18 protein-coding genes are annotated in these 20,503 nt (G+C 70.5%); 7 read left to right on the forward strand and 11 right to left on the reverse strand.

The features are described 5' to 3' along the window. Positions 1-64: 64 nt before the first annotated feature. Positions 65-2,239: a putative bifunctional diguanylate cyclase/phosphodiesterase gene (locus ACFFGY_RS14775; protein WP_377045268.1), complete on the forward strand. Its 2,175-nt coding sequence runs from the start codon at positions 65-67 to the stop codon at positions 2,237-2,239. A gap of 156 nt (positions 2,240-2,395) precedes the next feature. Here the strand turns inward: ACFFGY_RS14775 and ACFFGY_RS14780 are convergent, their stop codons facing one another. Next, positions 2,396-3,748, reverse strand: a complete 1,353-nt coding sequence (locus ACFFGY_RS14780; protein ID WP_377045269.1) for a tyrosine-type recombinase/integrase — start codon at positions 3,746-3,748, stop codon at positions 2,396-2,398. Positions 3,749-4,397: 649 nt separating this feature from the next. On the opposite strand from ACFFGY_RS14780, the gene ACFFGY_RS14785 reads away from it, so the two are divergent. After that, positions 4,398-4,700, forward strand: coding sequence for a helix-turn-helix domain-containing protein (locus ACFFGY_RS14785; protein ID WP_377045270.1), 303 nt, complete (start codon positions 4,398-4,400; stop codon positions 4,698-4,700). A 108-nt stretch (positions 4,701-4,808) separates the two neighbouring features. Beyond that, a complete protein-coding gene (locus ACFFGY_RS14790; protein WP_377045271.1) occupies positions 4,809-5,243 on the forward strand; it encodes a DUF805 domain-containing protein in 435 nt (144 codons plus the stop codon). A gap of 133 nt (positions 5,244-5,376) precedes the next feature. Here the strand turns inward: ACFFGY_RS14790 and ACFFGY_RS14795 are convergent, their stop codons facing one another. Then, positions 5,377-5,937, reverse strand: coding sequence for a chalcone isomerase family protein (locus ACFFGY_RS14795; RefSeq protein WP_377045272.1), 561 nt, complete (start codon positions 5,935-5,937; stop codon positions 5,377-5,379). Between the two features lie 220 nt (positions 5,938-6,157). Between ACFFGY_RS14795 and ACFFGY_RS14800 the strand changes: the two genes are divergently transcribed. Then, positions 6,158-7,156 (forward strand): ATP-grasp domain-containing protein, encoded by a 999-nt coding sequence (locus ACFFGY_RS14800; protein WP_377045273.1) that lies wholly within the window; start codon positions 6,158-6,160, stop codon positions 7,154-7,156. An 18-nt stretch (positions 7,157-7,174) separates the two neighbouring features. Here ACFFGY_RS14800 and ACFFGY_RS14805 read toward each other — a convergent pair whose 3' ends face one another. The 8 genes from ACFFGY_RS14805 to ACFFGY_RS14840 all read right to left on the reverse strand — a co-directional run bounded on the left by ACFFGY_RS14805 (position 7,175) and on the right by ACFFGY_RS14840 (position 15,213). Then, entirely contained in the window at positions 7,175-8,377 is a 1,203-nt protein-coding gene (locus tag ACFFGY_RS14805) for an extracellular catalytic domain type 1 short-chain-length polyhydroxyalkanoate depolymerase (protein ID WP_377045274.1), read from the reverse strand. Between the two features lie 146 nt (positions 8,378-8,523). Continuing rightward, positions 8,524-9,492 (reverse strand): ABC transporter substrate-binding protein, encoded by a 969-nt coding sequence (locus ACFFGY_RS14810; RefSeq protein WP_377045275.1) that lies wholly within the window; start codon positions 9,490-9,492, stop codon positions 8,524-8,526. Next, positions 9,489-10,628 carry an LLM class flavin-dependent oxidoreductase gene (locus tag ACFFGY_RS14815; protein WP_377045276.1) on the reverse strand — a complete coding sequence of 380 codons (1,140 nt, stop codon included), beginning with the start codon at positions 10,626-10,628 and terminating at the stop codon, positions 9,489-9,491. The genes ACFFGY_RS14810 and ACFFGY_RS14815 overlap by 4 nt, the downstream gene beginning before the upstream one ends. 13 nt (positions 10,629-10,641) lie before the next feature. Next, complete coding sequence (locus tag ACFFGY_RS14820) at positions 10,642-11,778, reverse strand: acyl-CoA dehydrogenase family protein (protein ID WP_377045277.1); 1,137 nt, start codon at positions 11,776-11,778, stop codon at positions 10,642-10,644. Further along, positions 11,775-12,824, reverse strand: coding sequence for an ABC transporter substrate-binding protein (locus ACFFGY_RS14825; protein WP_377045278.1), 1,050 nt, complete (start codon positions 12,822-12,824; stop codon positions 11,775-11,777). Before ACFFGY_RS14825 ends, ACFFGY_RS14820 begins: the two co-directional genes overlap by 4 nt. After that, the gene (locus ACFFGY_RS14830) at positions 12,824-13,552 is read right to left on the reverse strand and encodes an ABC transporter ATP-binding protein (protein WP_377045279.1); all 729 of its coding nucleotides are present in this window, start codon (positions 13,550-13,552) and stop codon (positions 12,824-12,826) included. Before ACFFGY_RS14830 ends, ACFFGY_RS14825 begins: the two co-directional genes overlap by 1 nt. 5 nt (positions 13,553-13,557) lie before the next feature. Next, a complete protein-coding gene (locus tag ACFFGY_RS14835; protein ID WP_377045280.1) occupies positions 13,558-14,442 on the reverse strand; it encodes an ABC transporter permease in 885 nt (294 codons plus the stop codon). 270 nt (positions 14,443-14,712) lie between these two features. After that, positions 14,713-15,213, reverse strand: a complete 501-nt coding sequence (locus ACFFGY_RS14840; protein ID WP_377045281.1) for an Lrp/AsnC family transcriptional regulator — start codon at positions 15,211-15,213, stop codon at positions 14,713-14,715. 211 nt (positions 15,214-15,424) lie between these two features. Here ACFFGY_RS14840 and ACFFGY_RS14845 point away from each other — a divergent pair, with 211 nt between their 5' ends. Together ACFFGY_RS14845 and ACFFGY_RS14850 are read left to right on the forward strand one after the other, a co-directional pair. Continuing rightward, a complete protein-coding gene (locus ACFFGY_RS14845; RefSeq protein ID WP_377045282.1) occupies positions 15,425-15,790 on the forward strand; it encodes a response regulator in 366 nt (121 codons plus the stop codon). 184 nt (positions 15,791-15,974) lie between these two features. Further along, on the forward strand, positions 15,975-17,270 hold the full coding sequence (locus ACFFGY_RS14850) for an Nramp family divalent metal transporter (protein ID WP_377045283.1): 1,296 nt from the start codon (positions 15,975-15,977) through the stop codon (positions 17,268-17,270). A 73-nt stretch (positions 17,271-17,343) separates the two neighbouring features. On the opposite strand, the gene ACFFGY_RS14855 is transcribed toward ACFFGY_RS14850, so the two are convergent. Beyond that, positions 17,344-17,829, reverse strand: coding sequence for a MerR family transcriptional regulator (locus ACFFGY_RS14855; RefSeq protein ID WP_377045284.1), 486 nt, complete (start codon positions 17,827-17,829; stop codon positions 17,344-17,346). Between the two features lie 109 nt (positions 17,830-17,938). Here ACFFGY_RS14855 and ACFFGY_RS14860 point away from each other — a divergent pair, with 109 nt between their 5' ends. Further along, positions 17,939-20,431, forward strand: a complete 2,493-nt coding sequence (locus ACFFGY_RS14860) for a heavy metal translocating P-type ATPase (RefSeq protein WP_377045285.1) — start codon at positions 17,939-17,941, stop codon at positions 20,429-20,431. The last annotated feature ends 72 nt before the right edge of the window (positions 20,432-20,503 follow it).

Consider the following 20,503-nt stretch of genomic DNA (forward strand, 5'->3'; position numbering starts at 1 on the left):
GAGGTACCATCATCGATTGTACGCGCGTCAGCCCACTCACAGGCGGTCGAGAAGGAACCAGTGCTTGACCGATGAAGGAGCCGGCGACGGCCTCAGCGGCTTGGTTACCAGCCTGCCGCAACTCGTCTTCGGCTGCCGCGGCAGCGGCGAGCGCACTTGGCCCAGTCCGCAGTGGGCGGTGTTCACCGGCCTTCCCGCAGCCAGGAGCCTCGCTTTCGGCTGGCTCGCTGCGCTGCACCCCGACGATCGCCGGGCAACCGTGGACGCGTGGGCCGGCGCAGCGACGACGGGCGAGTACGTCGTCGAGCACCGTATACGCCGGGCTTCGGACGACACCTACCGATGGCACCAGACCCGCGCTGTGCCTCTCCAAGGACCTCCGCTTACCCTACCGGGTGGCACTGTGGAGTGGGTGGGCGCCTCGGTGGACGTGGAAGACCTGTACCGCTTGCGGCTGGAGGTGGCGCAGGCCGAGGAGCAGCTGCGCACCCTGGTTGAAGGTGTGCCCCAACTTCTCTGGCGTTCCTGTGACATGGGTAATTGGACGTGGGCCAGCCCGCAGTGGCTGAACTTCACCGGCCAGACACAGGAGGAGACCCACGGGCGCGGCTGGCTCAATGTGGTCCACCCTGAAGACCGCGAAGCCACCATGGCGGCTTGGTCCGTGGCGCGGCCGCACGGCAATCTTGATGTCGAATTCCGGGTGCGCCGCGCCGACGATGGCGCCTACCTCTGGCACCGCACGCGTTCGATGCCGGTGCGCGACGGGCAGGGTCGCATCGTCGAGTGGCTCGGCACCACCACGGACGTTCAGGATCTCAAGGAACTGCAGGAACAACAGCAAACGCTCCTGGTCCAGCTGCAGAACAGGACCCACGACTTGGCCGGCGAGATCAGGGAGCGGCAGGGGGTCGAGGCACGGCTGCGGCATGCCGCCGAGCACGACGACCTGACTGGCCTATGCAGCCGTAGCTTCCTCCTGGACCGCCTTGAGCTTGTGCTGAGCCGCCAGGACAACAGGGCGTTGCCCCGCTGCGCCGTGCTTTTTCTGGATCTCGACCGATTTAAGCTGGTCAACGACAGCCTTGGTCACCAAGCGGGCGACTTGCTGCTGGTCGAGGTCGGCAAGCGGCTGCGTGCCTGCCTGGGTCCGCAGGACACGGTGGCCCGCTTTGGCGGCGACGAGTTCGCCTTGCTGGTTGAAGGTGTCGGACACCCCGACGCCGCGGTGACGCTCGCCGGGCGGATCATCAAAGTCTTGCAACGACCCGTCCGGCTCGAACAGCGGGAGGTTTTCACCTCGTGTAGCATCGGTATTGTGCATGTGGACCACAATCACCCGGTCGCCGAGGCGGTGCTGCGCGATGCCGACATCGCCATGTACCACGCCAAGCGACAGGGCAGCGGCGGTTACGCCGTGTTCTCTCCGGCCATGCGCGACAACGCCGTCGAGGCGCTGGAACTCGGCACCGACCTGCGCAACGCCATCAGCCGAGGCGAATTCCGTCTGCACTATCAGCCGATCTACGACACCGCCGCAGGTACCGTGACGGGGGTCGAGGCGCTGGTTCGCTGGCAGCACCCGCAGCGGGGGCTGGTATCGCCTGCAGCTTTTATCGCGCTCGCCGAGGAAAGCGGGCTGATCCGGGAGATCGGCCACTGGGTGCTGCGGGAAGCCTGCACCCAGCTACGCGCCTGGTGCGACGCCTTTCCAGGGCTGAACCTCTACCTCAACGTGAACACCTCGGGGGCGGAGCTGCGTGATCCTGCCTACGTTGCCCACGTGCGGGAAGCTCTGTCTGCCATGCAGCTCGACCCTGGGAAGCTGCAGATCGAGGTCACGGAAAGCATCTTCCTGCAGCATGCCCAGCTGGTGGGCGGGGTGCTGAGCAGCATACGGGCGCTCGGCGTACGGGTGGCGTTGGACGATTTCGGCACCGGCTACTCGTCGTTGAGCTACCTGGACCGCTATCAGGTCGACACCATCAAGATTGATCGCTCCTTCGTGGCAGGAATGCCTGCCCGTCCTAAGGCGATCGCAATCGTCAGGGCTGTTGTCGAACTCGGGCACGCGATCGGGATCGGTGTCGTGGCGGAAGGTGTGGAGGAGGATGCCGAATTGCAGGTCCTGCGCGAGGTGGGCTGCAACTGCGTGCAGGGCTACCTTCTGGGCCGGCCCCTTCCAGCAAGCGACATCACCGGCCTTCTGGCCGCGCAGGTCGGAACAGCGCCGCGTTGATATTCCGGCGTGCGTGTTCACCGGTCTGCTGAACTACGCGTCTGCTCAACTGGATCCCGGTTTGGATAGACCGGTGATTGAGAGCATGCCAACCCCTACTAAGACAGCCGGGCCGGATCAGGCTGGCAGGAGGGGCCTCGATCCGCTCGCCCTGACCTACCGGGTACGCACAGGCAGCACGAGGACGTTGCTGGCCCGCGCTTGGCGGCCGGGCACAGTGGCGACGCGCAGGACGTAGCGCGCCCAGGTCCGCAGCGCCGCTTCCCGCTCGGTCAAGAACTCGTGCCGCTGGTAGATCGCCGCGACACCGTGGATCGTGCCTTGAACGTGGTTCAGCAGCCGATCCGCAACGTGCGGTGCCACGCCTTCCTGCGCCAACGCCGTCACACCCGTGCGGCGGAAGTCATGGAAGCGCCATGCTGGCGGCTCCGGTGGCGCTTCCTCATCGTCGGCGGTAGCGTCAGCGGCCTCAGCCGCTTCCTTTACCATTACCCGCAACAGCCGTTCCTTAGCGTTGGAGAAGCCGGAGATCGGCGTCTTGCCCGTGGTGCTGAACACCAGCTCGGCCCCCTTCGTCCGTGGGATGCTCCGCAGCTCGGCGCGTACCGGCTCTGCCAGGTGGACCAGGTGCGCCTTGCCGTTCTTCGCGCGCTCGGCCGGCACAGTCCAGGTGGACATGTCTGCGGCCAGCTCGGCCCAGCGCATACCGGCAACCTCGCCCTCGCGTTGCAGCGTCAGCAGCAGGACACGCACCCAGGGGCCATAGGGGAAGCCCAGCGCGGCCGATGCTCGCCATAGCGCCCCCAGCTCGGCATCCGACAGGCAACGGTCGCGGGGCACGTCCCTGCCCTCGGTCACGCGGCCAGAGAACGGGTTCAGTGGCACCAAGCCGCGCCGAGCTGCCCAGCCGAACATGGCGCGGGCATAAGCAAGACTGCGCCGCGCCATGACAGGGCCTCGATCCTCGGAAATGCCGTCGAGAGCGCGCTGCGCACCTGCCGCGTCAATGGAGTGCGCCGGCTTCTCCTTCAGCTTGGCGAGGTTCACCAGGAGCGCGCGGCGTGCCTCGGTGCGGTAGCTGGGCCGCCTGTCCCGCAAGCCGATGGATGCCCAGCGTTCCACCAATGCTCCGAAGGTCAGCGCATCGGCCTCGCTTTGCTTCCGCGCCGCCGCTTCAGCGGCCAGGGTGGAGCGGTTCTTCTCCCGCCGATCTGCCACCGGGTCGCCGCCGCCACGGGCCTGCGCACGGGCCTGCTCGGCTGCCGCCCGCGCCTGTGCTGGCGTCATCGCGCCGTAGTCGCCCAGAGTGAGGCGACGCACTGCGCCTGATCCAAGGCGATACTGGAACAGGAAGACCTTGCGGCCGGTGTCGGTGACGCGCACCCCGAAGCCCGGCAGCTCCGCATCGAACAGCATCAAGTCGCGGCGTCCAGGCGGACATGCGAGGGCGTCTATTTCCCGCTTACCCAGTCGGACCTTCCTGCGCGGTGGATCTTCGGAGCTGCCCACGCCTCTATCCCTTGGAACACCTGGAACACCTCACGAAAGGTAAGGTGTTCCAGCCTTACCGAGCCTAGAACACTGAAAGTGCTAATACTTCTATGTGTGGAACACCAAGAACACCTAGAACACCGCACTTTTCGTGTTCCCGGCCGCAGAGCAGAACATGCCTCGAACGTCCGACCCTGCACAGGGCGCAGACGCCGGTTTCCCGGACTCTTCCCGGACTCATTTGAGCGAGTAGTTGGGGCGGTTCCTGTCGCTCGATGGCGGAAGGCCCACTGGATATTGCTCTGTTATCGCTTGATTGTGTCGGCGCCTGGCGCGTGGCGGCGGGTCGTGGCGGGCTGCCCGAGCATTTTTGTAATCAGAAGGTCGGGGGTTCAAATCCCTCACCCGGCACCACGCCCCGCCAGAACTGAAACTCGCCAGGAAGTTTCTCAGATCGGCGACCTGCGGCAGCACCCCACGCCGACGAAGCACGAAGTCCTGCAGATCGTTAGGCCACCAGAGCGTCATCGATGTCGGCTTCAAGCCGCGGCTGGGCTCACCTTTCGTTTTTCATCTCGCCGAATGTCTTAAACAGAACTTAAAATGTCCTCTGGATTACGCCGGGCTCACGACCCTCGGCCGAAATGGGCTCTTCTGAGGACCGTCCATGGCACCCAGGCCTATCAACATCGAGCTGGTCCTATGGCGGACCCGCCGTGGCCTGACGCCGCTCGAGGCGGCCTCAGCGCTGTCGGTCGCGACCGAGGATTACCGGGGATGGGAGCGTGGTAAGCCCTGCCCCACCCCTGAGAACATCCTGGCGCTGATCTCCGGGATGGACGTTGCGATGCGCATCGACCGCATCGAGGCCGCGCCGGCGCCCATGGCCCGGGAAAGGTCCGGGATGCTGTCGCGCCTTCGTGGCGGGCTGTCCCAGCTGGTGCCGCGTGGGTTGCTGGACGGGGACTAGCGACCTCGCCAGCCGGACGTACCCTGTTCCGCTTATCCAGGGGCGGCATACTCAACAGGCACCACGGCCAGTGTTACGAGCCCGCCGGTGAGTTCTCTGGAGGGGTCCGTGTTCCTGCTACGCTGGCTGAGGTTCGATGGCCGCATTTCGCTGGGACGCTACTGGCTGACCTACGTGCTGCCGATTGGTGCCGCCTACATCCTGACCATCGCGCTTGATGCCTTGCTGTTCGGCAGCTCGGTCTTGCAGCAGGCCCCGACGATCGTTCCCACGGCCAGGGCTGCCGAGGCCACAGGCTACGAGTACCAGGTCGCCTTCCACGCCAACGCTCCCCTGACGATCGGCTGGTTCTGGCTGTCGCTGATCCCCGGCTTCGCCGGCATGACCAAGAGATGGCACGATCGCGGGCGCAGCGGCTGGTGGAACGCCCTGGTGCTGATCCCGGTGATCGGCTGGATCTGGCTCTTTATCAGCCTCGGGTGCCGCGACGGCCAGCGGGGGGCCAACCGCTATGGCCCCGATCCGATCACCCTGGCGATCTGAGAGGTTCCTGCCGGCAGGCAGGGCGGAAAGGGGCGGCCGGCACTGCCTCCTGCGCCCCTTCCCCGGCCTGCCGGTATGGCGCTGAGCAGACCGCCGGGACCGGATCTCGTCCGGCCCCGCCGCCCCTCTCAGTTCAGCCGCCGGCCTTCAGCAGCCCGGCGCGCAGCTCCGGCACCTGGGTCTGCGGCCCGATAAAGGTCGCCAGGATCACCCGCGCGAAGTTCTGGTCGCTGATATGGCCCAGCGGACGATTGTTCATGGTCACGTCCAGCCCCTGACGGGTGAACAGCAGCACGCCCGTGTCGCCCTGGCGGACCGCCGGCACCGAGGCCAGGAACTGCGCCACCTCGTCGGGGGGAAGCTTGCAGGGCGAGGTGCAATTCGCGTTCAGCCCGTCCTGCCAGGACTTGCGCGCGTCCTCCGCCTTGATGTCGCGCGAGAAGACGAACTGCACCAGCTTGGTCTCGTTGGAGTTCAGGATGGCGTTGGCGTTGGTGTTGGGGCGCTCGAGGTAGAGACCCGCGACGTAGATATGGACGTGCAGCACCGAGTAGGTGCGCATCCCCATCCCGTTCAGCACCAGGTTCTGCCCACCGATCTGGATGGTGTCCGCCATCCGGACCCCGCCCAACTCCGCCGCGGAAGCGCCGGATGCCCAGAAGAGGAAGCAAGCGGCCAGCAGGCGCTTCAACATGGTGACGACTCCGAAATTCGAGATGGAAGGACTTTGCTGAGCCTTTAGCGGAACGCCAGCGTACGAACTTGCACGAATGGGCGAGCACGGCTGCGGCGACGATCCACGATCGATCTTCGTCTTTCATCACATTTCACAAAATTCTCGCCGCCCCTGGCTGAAAGATCCCCCGCTCGGTGCCATCCTCCCGGGCAACCCGTTTCGCTGCCGAGGAAGCATCATGTCCCGCATCCACGTGATCCACGAGAATCCAGCGTGGCTTCCCCCGTTGGCGGAAGCCTTCGACCGCCGCGGCCTGCCCTGGACCGAGTGGGATCTGTCGGGCGGCGTGTTCGACCTCGCCGCCCCGCCGCCGGAGGGCGTGTTCTACAACCGCATGAGCGCCTCCTCGCACACGCGCGGCCACCGCTACGCGGCGGAGTTGACCGCGGCGGTGCTGGCCTGGCTGACGCAGCACGGGCGCCGGGTGGTCAACGGCCCGCGTGCCCTCGACCTCGAGATCAGCAAGGCCCGGCAGTACGCCGCCCTCGAGGCCGCCGGCGTCGCGGTGCCGCGCACGGTACTGGCGCTGGGCGACACGGACCGCGTGGTGAGCGCGGCGCGCGAGCATTTCGCGGGCGGCCCGGTGATCCTGAAGCCCAATCGCGGCGGCAAGGGCCTGGGCGTGCGGCTCTTCTCGGGCGCCGAGGCGCTGGAAGCGCATCTGCGCGCTCTGCCGGAGGACGAGCACCCCGCCGACGGGCTGTGGCTGCTGCAGGAACACATCCGAGCCGAGCGCCCGGTGATCACCCGCGCTGAGTTCGTGGGTGGCCGGTTCCTGTACGCGGTGGAGGTCGACACCTCGGCCGGCTTCGAGTTGTGCCCCGCCGATGTCTGCGCCGTGGACGACGCCTTCTGCCCGGTGGGCGAAACGCCGGCGGCGAATGCCTCGCTGGCCCCGGCCGCCCCGCGCTTCCGCGTGCTGGAGGAAGGCATCGATGCCGGGCTGCGCAGCCGCCTCGAAGCCTTCCTGGCCGCCAACGGCACCGAGGTCGCGGGCGTCGAGTTCATCCGCGGCACTGATGGCCGGTTGCTGACCTACGACCTCAACACCAACACCAACTACAATGCCGAGGCCGAGGAAAAGGCCGGCATCCTGGGCACCGACCGCTCCGGCCCCGGCGCCATCGCGCGCTTCCTGGGCGAGGAGTTGGGTCGCACCGTCAGCGCGGCTGCCTGATCTCGCCGACGGGGCGCCTCAGTCGAGGTGTGCCCCGCCGTCGCGACCCACGGCGATCACCGGCGGCAGCCGGTGCGCCCGCTCAGGCTGGGCGGCCTCCCCTGCCCCCACCAGTCCCCAGAAGCGCAGGATCTGCCCCGGCGCGTCGATCCCGACATCGAGCAGGAAGGGACCGGCGACGCCGCTCTGGTTCTCGCCCGTGCCCGGGGCCAGCGGCACGCCGTGGCCCATCCCGGTGATCAGGTGGCTTTCCACCACCACGCGCCCTGAGGCATCGCGCCAGCGCTGCTGGTGATCCTGGCCTTCCACGCGGCGTTCCGCCGTGTCCGGCGAAAGCCCGTGCAGCGGCAGCCACTGCTTCACGATTTCCTCGGCATTCACCGGGCGGACGGTGTGGTCGGCCTCGCCCTGCCAGACCGCGAGGCGCGGCCAGGGACCGCGATGGGGCGAGGCGGTGCGGACCAGCTGCGCCCATTCCTCGGCCGGGCGCGGACGGCCGGTGTACATCGCCTCGAAGGCCTGGCCCACGCCCTGCGCCGCGGCGTAGGGAAGGCCGCCGATGATGGCGCCGCCGGCGAAAACCTCCGGATAGGTGGCCAGCATCACCGCCGTCATGCCGCCGCCCGCCGACAGGCCGGTGACGAAGACGCGGCCCTCGTCCAGCCGGTGGTGCTCCACCGCCCAGGCGATCATGGCACGGATCGAGGCGGCCTCGCCCTGCCCGCGCGTGGTGTCGCCGGGCTCGAACCAGTTGAAGCAGGTCTTGGGGTTGTTGGCGCTCCGCTGCTCGGGCAGCAGGACGGCGAAGCCGTGCCGGTCCGCCAGCGTGGACCAGCCGCAGCCGCTGTTGAAGCCCGCCGCGTCCTGGGTGCAGCCGTGCAGCGCCACCACCAGCGGGGCACCGGGCGGCAGCTCGGCCGGAACGTGAAGGAACATCCGCAGCGCGCCGGGATCGGGGGCAAAGCCGGTGACCTCCCGCAGCGCGCCGCCCTCATCCGCGGTGGCGGGGCGGGCGGTGTCGGCCTGCTGGAAAGGCGAGAAGCCCGTCGTGCCGGCCTGCGAAAACGGTGCGAAGCCTGCGGCGCCGGCCAAAGGGTTGCCCAATGGGTTGCCCAGGGGATTACCCAGCGGGTTGCCGAAGCCGGCCATCGGGGTGCCGGGCATGTTCCAGGACTTACGCTGACGCAGCAGGTCTGAGATGGGCCGACGCGGTACGCGCATGCTGGCATCCTCTCCGTAGGTGGGAGGGGGCGCCGTTCTTGGCAGCGTCATCCCTGTGCGCAGATAGTTGGGCCTCTTGCTGCACCGCAGCAAGAGGCCCCACGAAGCTGTGCCTCCAGGGGAGCCCTCAGGATGTCAGGCCGGCGTCAGCCCGCGGCGTTGCCGGCCGTGATGGCGTCTGCGAAGCTGCGGTCCAGCACCTCGGCCGCCGAGATCTCGCTGCGCACCAGTCGCGCGCGGCGGTACAGCTCGATGTTGCGCTGCTCATCCGCCACCACGCTGTCGTCGATCGCCACCACCCGGGTGCGGGCGCGGGTGAACCAGCGCTCCGCCACGGGCTCCGGGATGCTCATCAGCTCCGACCAACTCTTGCTGTAGCCGGCGACGTTCTCGTTGGCCCAGCGGCGCGCCGCGGCGAGGCGGCGGACGAACTCCGTCAATTCCGGCCGGCGTGCCGCGATGGCGTCGCTGCGGGCGGCCTGGAAGCTCAGCCCCGGGGTGATGCGGTTGCCGTTCACCAGTGCGCGGGAGCCCGCGAGCACTTCCTCCTGCGACACGTAGGGTTCCCAGGTGGACCAGGCATCCACCGCGCCGCTGGAATAGGCGGCCTTGGCATCGGCGGGCAGCAGGAAGACGAGCTGCACGAAGTCGGCCGGCAGCTTCGCGTCCTCCAGCGCCGCCAGCACCAGCTGGTGCCCGATGGAGCCGCGCCCGGTGGCCACGCGCTTACCCTTGAGGTCCGCCAGCGACTTCGCCGGGCTGTCCTTGGTCACCAGGATGGCGAGGCCGTCCTGCCCCTGCCGGGTGGCGGCGATGGCCTTGATCGGCGCGCCCGCCGCCACGCCGAAAGTGAAGGGCGCGTCGCCCACGAGGCCGGTCTCGATGGCGTTGGCGTTCAGCGCCTCCACCAGCGGGGCGGCGGCGGGAAACTCGCTCCAGGTGATGGGCACGGGAAAGTCCTTGAGGACGCCCGCGGCCTCCATCACCGCACGGGCATTGCCGCGCTGGTCGCCGACGCGCAGCGCCGTGCCCTGGGCGCGCAGCAGTCGGGGCGCCGCGAGGACCGCGGAGCCGGCCAGCGCACCGAGGAGGATCTGACGACGCTGCACGGTCATTCCGCCGCCACCTGGAAGCCGCCCGCCGCGGAGGCCGCGAGACGCTCGCGCACCAGTCGCCGGGTGATCGGCAGCAGTTCGCGCCCGTATTCCACCGCATCCTCCAGCGGGTTGAAGCCGCGGATCAGGAAGGTGGTCACGCCCAGCGCGTGGTATTCAAGGAAGGCCTCCGCCACCTGCTCCGGCGTGCCCACCAGGGCGGTGGTGTTGCCGCGTGCCCCGGTTTCGCGGGCGATGGCGGTGTAGAGGCGCCCTTCCGGCCGGTCGCCCTGCGCCGCCGCGGCCAGCAGCCGCTGCGAGCCCGCATTGGCCGGCGCCCCGCCACGGCCCAGCGCCGCCTGCCCGCGCACCTCGCGCACGCGGCCCAGGATGCGCTCGGCCTTTGCCCAGGCCTCATCCTCGGTGGGGGCCAGGATGGGGCGGAAGCTCAGGGAGAAGCGGACCTCGTTCTCGCGGCCGTGCTTCGCCGCTTCCTCGCGAACGCGGCCCACGATCTCGCGCACCTGGGCCTGCGTTTCACCCCACAGGGCGTAAACGTCGGCATGCTTGCCGGCGACGCGCAGCGCCGCTTCGGACGCACCGCCAAAATAGATCGGGATGCGCGGCCGCTGCACCGTGTGGACCTCGGGCGAGGCACCCTTGATCCGGTAATAGGTGCCCTCGTGGTCCACCGGCCCATCGGCGGCCCAGATGCGCTTGAGGATGTCGACGTACTCGTCCGTCCGGGCGTAGCGGTCGTCCTTGCCCAGCCAGTCACCGTCGCGCGCCTGATCGGTGTCGTCGCCGCCGGAGATCACGTGGATCGCGGCGCGGCCGCCGGTCAGCTGGTCCAGCGTGGCGTAGTCGCGGGCGGCCAGGCTCGGCGCGCGGAAGCCCGGGCGGTGCGCCACCAGGAAGCCGACCTTCTTGGTGTGCGCCCCGGCATGCGCCGCGATCTGGAAGCCGTCGGGACCGTTGCTGTACCAGCCAATCAGGATACGGTCGAAGCCACCCTCGTCATGCGCCTGCGCCGAGGCCACGAGGTAGCCGGGGTCGATGGCCGGACCGCTGGCGGGATGGATCTCGCTCTGCTGACGCGGCTGGATCATGCCGATGAACTCGACGTCGCCGGGGTTCAGGGCTGCGGGATTGGTCATGGTGGAACTCTCCTCAGCGGGTGGCGAGGGCGCGGCGGCCGGCGGCGGCATAGGCACTGTCGGGCTGCGGCGTGTGGATACGGGCGCAAAGAACGTCGCGCAGGTGGCGCTCCAGCGGATTGGCGCGGGCGATGCCGTGGTTGCCGCACAGCGCCACGGCCTCGTTAACGGCGGCGATGCTGTTCTCGGCGGCGAGCGTCTTGATCAGCCCGGCCTCGGTGGCGGGCAGCGCCTCCTCGGCAGCGCCCGAGGCGATGAGGCGGTCATTGGCGAGAAGCAGCGCGTCGATGCGGCCCACCGCCTCCTGCATGCGCGGCAGGGTGGCGAGCGGCGCGCCGAGGCTGGTGGGCACGCGCTCGCGCAGGAACTGCACCAGCCAGTCGCGCGCAGACCAGGCGACGCCGGTATAAAGCGCCGCGATCGGCAGGGTGTTCCAGCCGGCCTGCCGCGCATCGGGCGGCGGCCAGTCGGCCGGCAGACGCAGTTCCACCGCGTGATCCAGCGGCACCAGCACGTCCTCGAACACCACGTCGTGGCTGCCCGAAGCGCGCAGGCCGGCGGCGTCCCAGGTTTCCTCGATGCGGATGCCCGGCGTGTCGGCGCGCACGGCGATCATGCCGGTGCGCGGCGCGGCTTCGTCGGTGCGCAGCCACACCAGCATCCAGCGCAGCGCCGGGCTGCCGGTGGAATAAATCTTCCGCCCGCTGATGCGCCAGCCCTCCGGCGTCAGGCGCGCCGTGGTGGCAGGCAGCCCGCCGCGGGCCGGCGTGCCGAGCTCGGGCTCCACGCGCAGGGCATTGATCAGTTCGCCACGCTCCACCGCGCCACGGCCGATCAGGCGCACCAGCGCTTCAGGCGCGTTTCCGTTGGTGGTGAGGCCGCGCAACTGGATCAGCTGCATGGCCAGCACCAGCGCGGTGGCCGGGCAGCCGCGCGCGACGCGGCCCACCAGCCGGGTGACGCGCTGCAGCCCTGCTTCCTCGCCCCCGTCGGCCCGGCGGGCGGTGAGGCCCAGCAGGCCGGCCTCGTGCAGGGCGGCGAAGTTCTCGTGCGGGAAGCTGCCGTCACGGTCGTGACGGGCCGCGCGCGCCGCGAAGTCGCGCACGAGGTCGCCCAGCGGGTCGGAGCGCAGGAGGATGCCGTCCATCATGCCGCGAGTTCCAGCCGGCGCGCGAAATCGCGGTCCCACAGCGGCGCCACCTGAACGCCGGCGGGCAAGAGGCCCAGCGTGGCGAACTCGTCGGCCACCGCTTGGTGCGAGGCAACCGCCGCGTCGTCCGGCACGGCAAGGCGCCGCGGCTGGCTGACGTGGTCGAGCAGGTCGCGGATCAGGTTCTCTGGCACGTTCAGCGCGCGAGACTGCGCCGCCGCGTAGTCCGCGTGGTGGTCGTCGATCCACAGGAAGGCGCGGGAGATGCGCCCGAGATGGTCAGCAATGGCGGCGGCCCGCGCCGGGTCCGCCAGCGCATCCGGATGCGCGAAGACGAGGTAGTTGCCCGACAGGATGCCGGCGGCGTTGCGCAGCTGCCGCGCCCCGGCCTGCCGCGCCAGCGGCACGGAATAGCCGTAGATCGCCCAGGCATCGAGCGCACCGCTGCGGAAGGCCGCCTGCCCGTCGCTGGGCGAAAGGTTCACCGCCTGGATGTCGCGGAACGTCAGGCCCGCGTCGCGCAGCATCCGGTTCAGGTAGTAGTGCGTGGTGGTGCCGCGCACGTAGCCGACGCGCTTGCCCCGCAGTCCGGCGATGTCCTTCACCTCGGAGCCCTCCGGCACCAGCACCACCTGCTCGTTCACGTCGCCACGGATCACCGCGATCACCTTGATCCGCGCGCCCGAGGCGGCGGCGAAGGCGGGCGGGATCTCGCTGCCGTAGGCGAGGTCGATGGCGCCGGCGTTCATCGCCTCCACCATCAGGTTGCCGCCGCTGAACTCGGACCAGTCCACGCGGTAGGGCGGGTGGTCCTGCCCGGCGAGGCGCAGCAGCAGGGCGTCGCCGGCCTTGTACTGCGCGGCGCGCAGCGTGGTGCCGGCAGGCACCTGGGAGGCAGGAGTGCCGGCAGGCACTCGGGAGGCAGTGCCGCCAGCGGGCGACGGGGCGGCATCGGCGGGCGCCGTGGCGGCCCGGGCAACGCCGCGCAACAGGAAGGGCGTGGCGAGCGCACCCAGCAACAGGGCGCGACGATCAGGGGCACGCATCACGCGGCGCTCCGGACGTGTTCCTCGACGCCCAGTTCCCGCAGCAGCCGCCCGCGCAGCGCGGCGAAGCCGTGGTCAGCATGGGCGCGCGGACGATCCAGCGCCACGGGGATATCGGCGGCGATGCGGCCACGGTCGAGCACCAGCACGCGGTCGGCCAGCAGGATCGCCTCGTCCACGTCGTGGGTGACGATCAGCGTGGTCGGCCCGTGGGCGCGCCACAGGTCCAGCACCAGCGCGTGCATGCGAATGCGCGTCAGCGCGTCCAGCGCGGCGAAGGGTTCGTCCAGCAGCAGCAGCTGCGGCTCCCGCACCAGGGCACGGGCGAGCGCGGAACGCTGCGCCTCGCCGCCCGACAGCGTGGCCGGCCAGGCGGTCAGGCGGTGCGCCAGCCCGACCTCGCCCAGCGCGCGCTCGGCCCGGCCGCGCGTGTCGGCGCCACCCAGGCCCAGCGTCACGTTCTCCCAGACCTTTTTCCAGGGCAGCAGGCGCGGCTCCTGGAACACCGCCGACACGGTGGCGGGCAGCGCGATATCGGCATCCGCCGGCACCGGGTCGAGGCCCGCCAGCGTGCGCAGCAGCGTGGTCTTGCCCGATCCGCTGCGGCCCAGCAGCGCAGTGAAGGAGCCGGGCTCGAGCTGGAGGTCCAGCGCGTCGAGCACGGTGTTGTCGCCGAAGCGGCGGGTCAGCCCGCGGACGGAAACGCCGCGGCGATCATTCGTGGTCATGGGGTTCAGCCCTTCACCAGGGTCGGACGCCAGGCGAGCGCGCGGCGTTCCACGGCGCGCATCAGCGCGTCGGCACCCAGGCCTAGCAGCGCGTAGACCACGAGGCCCACCACGATCACGTCGGTGCGCAGGAAGTCGCGGGCGTCGTTGATCAGGTAGCCGATGCCCGAGGTGGCATTGATCTGCTCGGCGATCACCAGGCTCAGCCAGGCGGTGCCCAGCGCGTAGCGCAGGCCGACGATGCCCGACGGCAGCGCGCCGGGCAGGATCACGTGGCGGATCATGCCGCGCCGGTCGAGACCGAAGACGCGCCCGGCCTCCACCAGCTTCGGGTCGACGCCGCGGATGCCGGCGAACAGCGTGAGGTAGACCGGGAAGCTGGTGCCCAGCGCGACCAGGGCGATCTTGGGTGTCTCCCCAATGCCGAACCACAGGATGAACAGCGGCACCAGCGCCAGGAAGGGCAGCGTGCGCAGCATCTGCAGCGGCGCGTCCACGATCTCTTCGCCGAGCTTCGACAGGCCGGCGACCAGTGCGAAGGCGGTACCCAGCGTCACGCCGATGGCGAGACCGCTGGCGACCCGGCCCAGCGACACCAGCAGGTGGTGCGGCAGCTCGCCAGACAGGGTCAGCTCCCAGGCGGAGGCGATCACGGTGGACGGCGCCGCCAGGGTGCGCGGGGCGATCAGCCCGGCCATGGAGGCCGCCTGCCACAGCAGAACGAGCACCAGGGGCGACAGGAAGCGGCGATAGCGCGCGAGGTCGAGGCGCGGCGCTGCCGCGGCGCCACGGCTGGCGAAGGAGGGCGAGGCGGAAGCCGGCGCGGCGGCGCGCGTCACGGCGCGGGCGGCAGCGCGCCGGGTGGCGCCGAGAACCTGCGTGTCGGACATGGAAAACTCCGGGCGGCACCGGGCCGCGGGCGGGTGGGGAGGTTCGGTGGCGAAGGGGCTCGGCAGATCAGGCCCGACACATCGACATCACGCGCGCGCCGCAACGGCCCCGCGCACCGGGCACGGGCGGGAGGAACGAATCAGTCGGAGGCGGTGCGTGAAGCATGCCCCGAAGGTAGGGAGGGATATTAACACGATAAATAGTCGTGTTTTCTGAACTTCTTCCCCTCGCCAGCAGGAAGAATCTCCCGCGCCATGGCCGCGGGGTGGTTATTCCTCCCCGCCCTCCCCCGGCTGCCCCCGATCACGGAAAGCGGCGCGATTCAGCGGGTAGGCGGTGGTGTGCTTGATCCGCTCCATCGCGAAGCGGGAGGTCACGTTGCGCAGCGGCACGGCCTCGATCAGGCGCTTGTAGAAGCCGTCATAGGCGGCCATGTCCGCGACGGCCACGTGCAGCATGTAGTCGATCTCGCCCGCCATGCGGTGGGCTTCCATGATCTCGGGCATGCGCTGCACCATGTCGGCGAACTTCGCCAGCCAGGCCGGCGTGTGGTCGGCCGCCTCGATCGCCACGAAGACCGTCAGGCCGACGCCGACCTTCTCGGGCGCCACCAGCGCCACGCGCCGGGTGATGACGCCGCTGGCTTCCAGCTTCTGCACGCGCTTCCAGCAGGGCGTGGCCGAAAGCCCCACGCGATCCGCCATCTGGGCGATCGACAGGGTGGCATCGGCCTGAAGCAGCGTCAGGAGCTTGCGGTCGATCTCGTCCATCGGGTGTTCCACGCTTTGCTATCGCGTGATGTTGCGACCACGCGGCGGCCGGGGCGTCAAGCCGCCGCCTCCCCTGAGACAGCATGCGCCGCGGCGGCGTCGATGGTGCCGAAAAGGTCACGGCGGAGTCGCAATCAATCGTCAGGGTTAAACCTTCGGTCATTCCGGGCGCTGAACCTCCGGCCTGGGAGACGGAAAAAAGGACGATTCCGTGTGTGACGTGCTCGTGGTGGACGATGATGACCTGGTGCGGATGACCCTCTCCTCGGTGCTGGAAATGGAGGGGTGGGACGTGCGCGAGGCGGGCTCGCCGCAGGAAGCCCTGCGGGCCGGCGAGATGGGGGCGCACTGCCACCTCCTGGTCACCGACATCGACCTCGGCACGGAGGAGAACGGCTTCGACCTTGCCGCCCGGCTCCGCCGCGTGCATCCGGAGGTGCCGGTCGTCTACGTCAGCGGCCGTCCCTGGCTGTTCGATGGCCGCGTCATGGGTGCCGACGAGCGCAGCCTGGCGAAACCTTTCCGGACGGAGGACCTGACCCGCATGGTGCGCGAGCTGCTGCAGGGTCGCTGCTGAGGCCCTTGCCCATCCGGGTCGATGACATCTCCGCGCAGCCTCGCTGAAATTCCCCGCGGGCGGGTTGCCAGCGGAACAATCCTGCATCACCCTCGGGCATGACATTGAAATCCCTGGCATATTTGTCTCCACCTCTTCAACTGAACAGGTGTCGAGATATCGTTGCACCGCTGGGGCGGGCACCGTGCTGAGCCAGCCCAGCCTTCCCGAGGTTCACCGCTCCGTCGCGGTGCCGCGCGCCGGCGGCGTCCTCCGCCGCTTCGCGGCCTTCGTGGGCCCCGGCTACCTGGTGGCCACGGGCTACATGGACCCGGGCAACTGGGCCACCTCAATCGCCGGCGGCTCGGCCTTCGGCTACACGCTGCTGGCGGTGGCGCTGCTGTCGTCGCTGATGGCGATGCTGTTGCAGTCGATCTGCGCGCGGGTCGGTATCGCCACCGGCCGCGACCTCGCCCAGCTGTGCCGGGAGCGGTTCCCCCGCGCCACCTACCCGCTCTGGATCCTGGCGGAGCTGGCGATCTGCGCCACCGACCTGGCGGAGCTGATCGGCACGGCGATCGCGCTGGAACTGCTGTTCGGCATTCCGATGATGCTGGGCGTGGTACTGACCGCGCTGGACGCCTTCCTGATCCTGTGGCTGCAGAACAAGGGCGTGCGCTGGCTCGAGGCGCTGGTGGCGGGCTTCCTGCTGCTGATCTGCCTGAGCTTCCTGGCGCAGGTGGTGCTGTCGCACCCCGTCTGGGGCGACCTGCTGCGCGGCTACATCCCCTCGACCTCGATCCTGAGCAACCGCGAGCAGCTCTACCTCGCCATGGGCATCATCGGCGCCACGGTGATGCCCCATAACCTTTATCTCCACACCGCCATGGTGCAGTCGCGCGATGTCGGCCGGGACGAGGCCGGCAAGCGCGAGGCGATCCGCTTCGCCGGCTGGGACAGCACCATCGCGCTGACCGTGGCGTTGCTGGTGAATTCGGCGATCCTGGTGGTGGCCTCGGCGGTGTTTCACGTGGGCGGCCAGCACGAGGTGGCGGAGCTGCAGGACGCCTACCGGCTGTTGACGCCGATGGTGGGCGCCGGCGCGCCGTTCCTGTTCGCGGTGGCACTGCTGCTGTGCGGGTTGAACTCTACCGTCACCGCGACGCTGGCGGGACAGGTGGTGATGGAAGGCTTCGTCCGGCTGAAGCTGCGGCCGATGGTGCGGCGTCTGGTGACGCGCAGCATCGCCATCGTTCCGGCCCTCGTCGTCACCTGGCTCTACGGGGATGGGGGAACGGCGGAGCTGCTGCTGCTGAGCCAGGTGGTGCTGTCGCTGCAGCTTCCCTTCGCGGTGATCCCGCTGATGCTGGTGGCCTCGGATCGTCGGGTCATGGGCAGGCTGGTGGCGCCGGGCTGGCAGCGCCTCCTCGGCTGGGCCATCGCGGCGCTGATCGTGACGCTGAACGTGAAGCTGCTGTGGGACACCGCGACCGGCGGCTGAGGGGCGGCGGCCGGGAAGCCAGGGGCGAGCAGCTGGGGGCGAGAATTCAGGGCGGGGCGTTCCGCGTGGCGCCTCAGCCCAGCGCTTCCCCCACACCCTCCGCCGCAGCGCCGTGCGCCGGGTCGTCGCAATGGCCGTGGTCGAAGTCCGCCAGGGTTTCCAGCACGCGGCACACCTCGACCCGGCCGCCGCGGCAGCCCTCAGCCATGTGCAGCAGTTCCCGCCGCAGCGCCGCGAGGCGGACGAGGCGCCGGTCGATCTCCGCCACCTGCGCCATGGCGATGTCGTGGGCCGAGGCGCAGTTGTCCGCCGGATGCCGCTCCAGCTCCAGCAGCGCCCGGATCGCGGGCATCGGGAAGCCGAGTTCCCGCGCGTGGCGGATGAAGCCCAGGCGGCGCAGGTGGGTCTCGCCGAAGACGCGATGGCCGCCCTCGGTGCGGGACGGCGGCGGCAAGAGCCGCTCCGCCTCGTAGAAGCGGATCGTGGTGGGCTTCACCCCGGCGCGGCGCGAAAGCTCACCGATGCTGAGGGCCGGGCCTGCGGGACTGGGCTGGGTCATCCCCGACATCTTGGGCGCCGCGCCCCGCGAGTCCAGCGCGAAACCCCCTTGAACCTCCAGTCGCTGGAAGTCCCATCTCCCTCACCGGTTGAGAGCGGGAGCGGCGGTGATGGGCGATCGGCGCGAGGCGGAGCGGCTGGCGTGGCGCGTGGAAGGGATGGACTGCCCTTCCTGCGCTGCCAAGGTAGAGCGGGCGGTGCTGCGGTTGCCGGGTGTGCGGGAACCGGCGCTGAACTTCGCCGCGGAACGGCTGAGCCTGATGCTGGACGGCGCCACCGCCCCGGAAGCGGTGGAGAAGGCCGTCGCCGCCCTGGGCTACCGGCCCCGGCGCCTCCAGGCGGCGGCGCCCACCTCCCGCGAGGCTTCGGCCGGCGCGGCCTGCGGCTGCGGCCACGACCATGCCCCTGCCGGGATCGGGAATGGCGAACATCGCCACGATCACGGCGGGCATGGCCACGGCGACCATGACGGCCATGGTCATGAGGGCCACGGCCTGCGGCAGGGTGGCGGCCAGGGCCGGACCGATCACGACCATCATGGCCACGGGCACCACGACCACGGGCATTCCCACCACGGTGACGGGCATGACCACCCGGCCGCGCCGGATGCTCACCATGGTCACGCCGGGACCGCCGCCTCCGGTGCGGCAGCGCCCGCCGGCCACGCCCACAGCCACGGCGGCCTCGCGCACGCGCACGACCACGACGACCCCGCCGAGCGGGACCTGCCTCTTTGGCGCACCGCCAAGGCGCGGCTCGTGGTTCTTCTCGCCGGCGTGGCGGCACTGGCCTGGGTGCTCGCCACGCTGATCCCCCGGGCGGAGCACGCGCTCTACCTCCTGGCCACGATCCTGGTGGTGGCGCCCTTCGCCAGGCGCGCCTGGACGCTGGCGCGCTACGGCACGCCCTTCTCGATCGAGGCGCTGATGGTGCTGGCGGCGCTGGGCGCCGCGGCGATCGGCGCTGCGGGCGAGGCCATGACGGTGGTGCTGCTGTTTGCCCTGGGGGAGCTGCTGGAAGGCGTTGCCGCCGGGCGGGCGCGCTCCGGCATCCGGGCGCTGGTGGCGCTGATGCCCGACCAGGCCACCCGCATCGGCACGAACGGGGGCACCGAAGCCGTGACCGCCGCGTCGCTGCGCCCGGGCGACCTCGTGCTGGTGAAGCCGGGCGAGCGTGTTCCGGCGGACGGTGTCGTGGAGGACGGGCAGGCCGCCCTCGACGAGAGCGCCGTCACCGGGGAAAGCATCCCCGTCACGCGCGGTCCTGGCGAGGCGGTGGCGGCCGGCAGCATCTGCACCGACGCGGCGCTGCGCCTGCGCGTCGCGCGCACCGGCGCCGACAGCACGCTGGCCCGCATCGCCCGCATGGTGGAGGAAGCCACCGCCGCGCGCGGGCGGACGCAACGCTTCGTGGAACGCTTCGCCGCCTGGTGGACGCCCGGCGCCATGGCGGTGTCCGCGGCGGTGATCCTGCTGCCGCCGCTGCTGTTCGGCGGGGAATGGACGGTGTGGCTGTATCGCGGCCTGGCGCTGCTGCTGGTGGCCTGCCCCTGCGCGCTGGTGATCTCGGTGCCGGCGGCGGTGGCCTCGGGACTGTCGGCCGGCGCCCGGCGCGGGCTGCTGGTGAAAGGCGGCGAGGCGCTGGAAGCCATGGGTGCGGCCAGGACCGTGGGTTTCGACAAGACCGGCACGTTGACCGCGGGGCGCCCCCGCCTGGGCCAGGTGGTTCCGGCACCCGGCGTGGCGGAAGATGAGGCGCTGCGCCTCGCCGCCGCGGTGGAGGCGGGCTCGGCCCACCCGCTGGCGCGCGCCGTCACCGAGGCCGCCACCTCGCGCGGGCTGATGGTTCCCGAAGCCCGGGATGCCTCGGCCCTCGCCGGCCGCGCCGCCACCGCGCGGGTGGAAGGACGGCTGCTGGGCGTCGGCAGCCTCGGCTGGGCGGCGGAACAGGCTGGTCCCCTGCCGCCGGCCCTCGAGGCCGAGGCCGGGCGCCTGCAGGAGAGCGGCCACACCGTCTCCGCGCTGGTGGGGGACGGCGCGGTGCTGGCGCTGCTGGCAATGCGCGACGAACCGCGCCCCGATGCCGCCGCGGCCCTGGCCGCCCTGCACCGCGACGGCGTGGCCACGGTGATGCTGACCGGCGACGCGCCGCGCACCGCCGCCGCCATCGCGCGCGAGCTCGGCATCGAGGCACGGGGCGGGCTGAGCCCGGACGACAAGCTGCGCGCCATCTCCGAACTGCGGGCGCGCGGCCCGGTGGTGATGGTGGGCGACGGCATCAACGACGCCCCCGCCCTGGCGGCGGCCACCGTGGGCGTGGCCATGGGCGGCGGCACCGAGGTCGCGCTGGAAGCGGCCGATGCCGCCCTGCCTGGCGGCCGGGTTTCCGGCATCGCGGAGCTGATGGCGCTGTCGCGCGCGACGCTGGGCAATATCCGGCAGAATGTCGGCATCGCGGTGGGGCTGAAGGCGGTGTTCCTGGTGACCACCGTGATCGGCGTCACCGGGTTGTGGCCGGCGATCCTGGCCGATACCGGCGCCACGGTGCTGGTGACGCTGAACGCCCTGCGGCTGCTGCGCTGGAGGCCGCCCGCCGCGGCGTGAGGGCGGCGGTCAGCCGTGCCCGAGGTGCGCGGCGAAGCGGATACCCGGTGCACCCGACGCGGGCGTGGCAAA

The sequence above is a fragment of the Roseomonas elaeocarpi genome (assembly GCF_042433915.1).
Taxonomy (GTDB): Bacteria; Pseudomonadota; Alphaproteobacteria; order Acetobacterales; family Acetobacteraceae; genus Roseomonas; species Roseomonas elaeocarpi.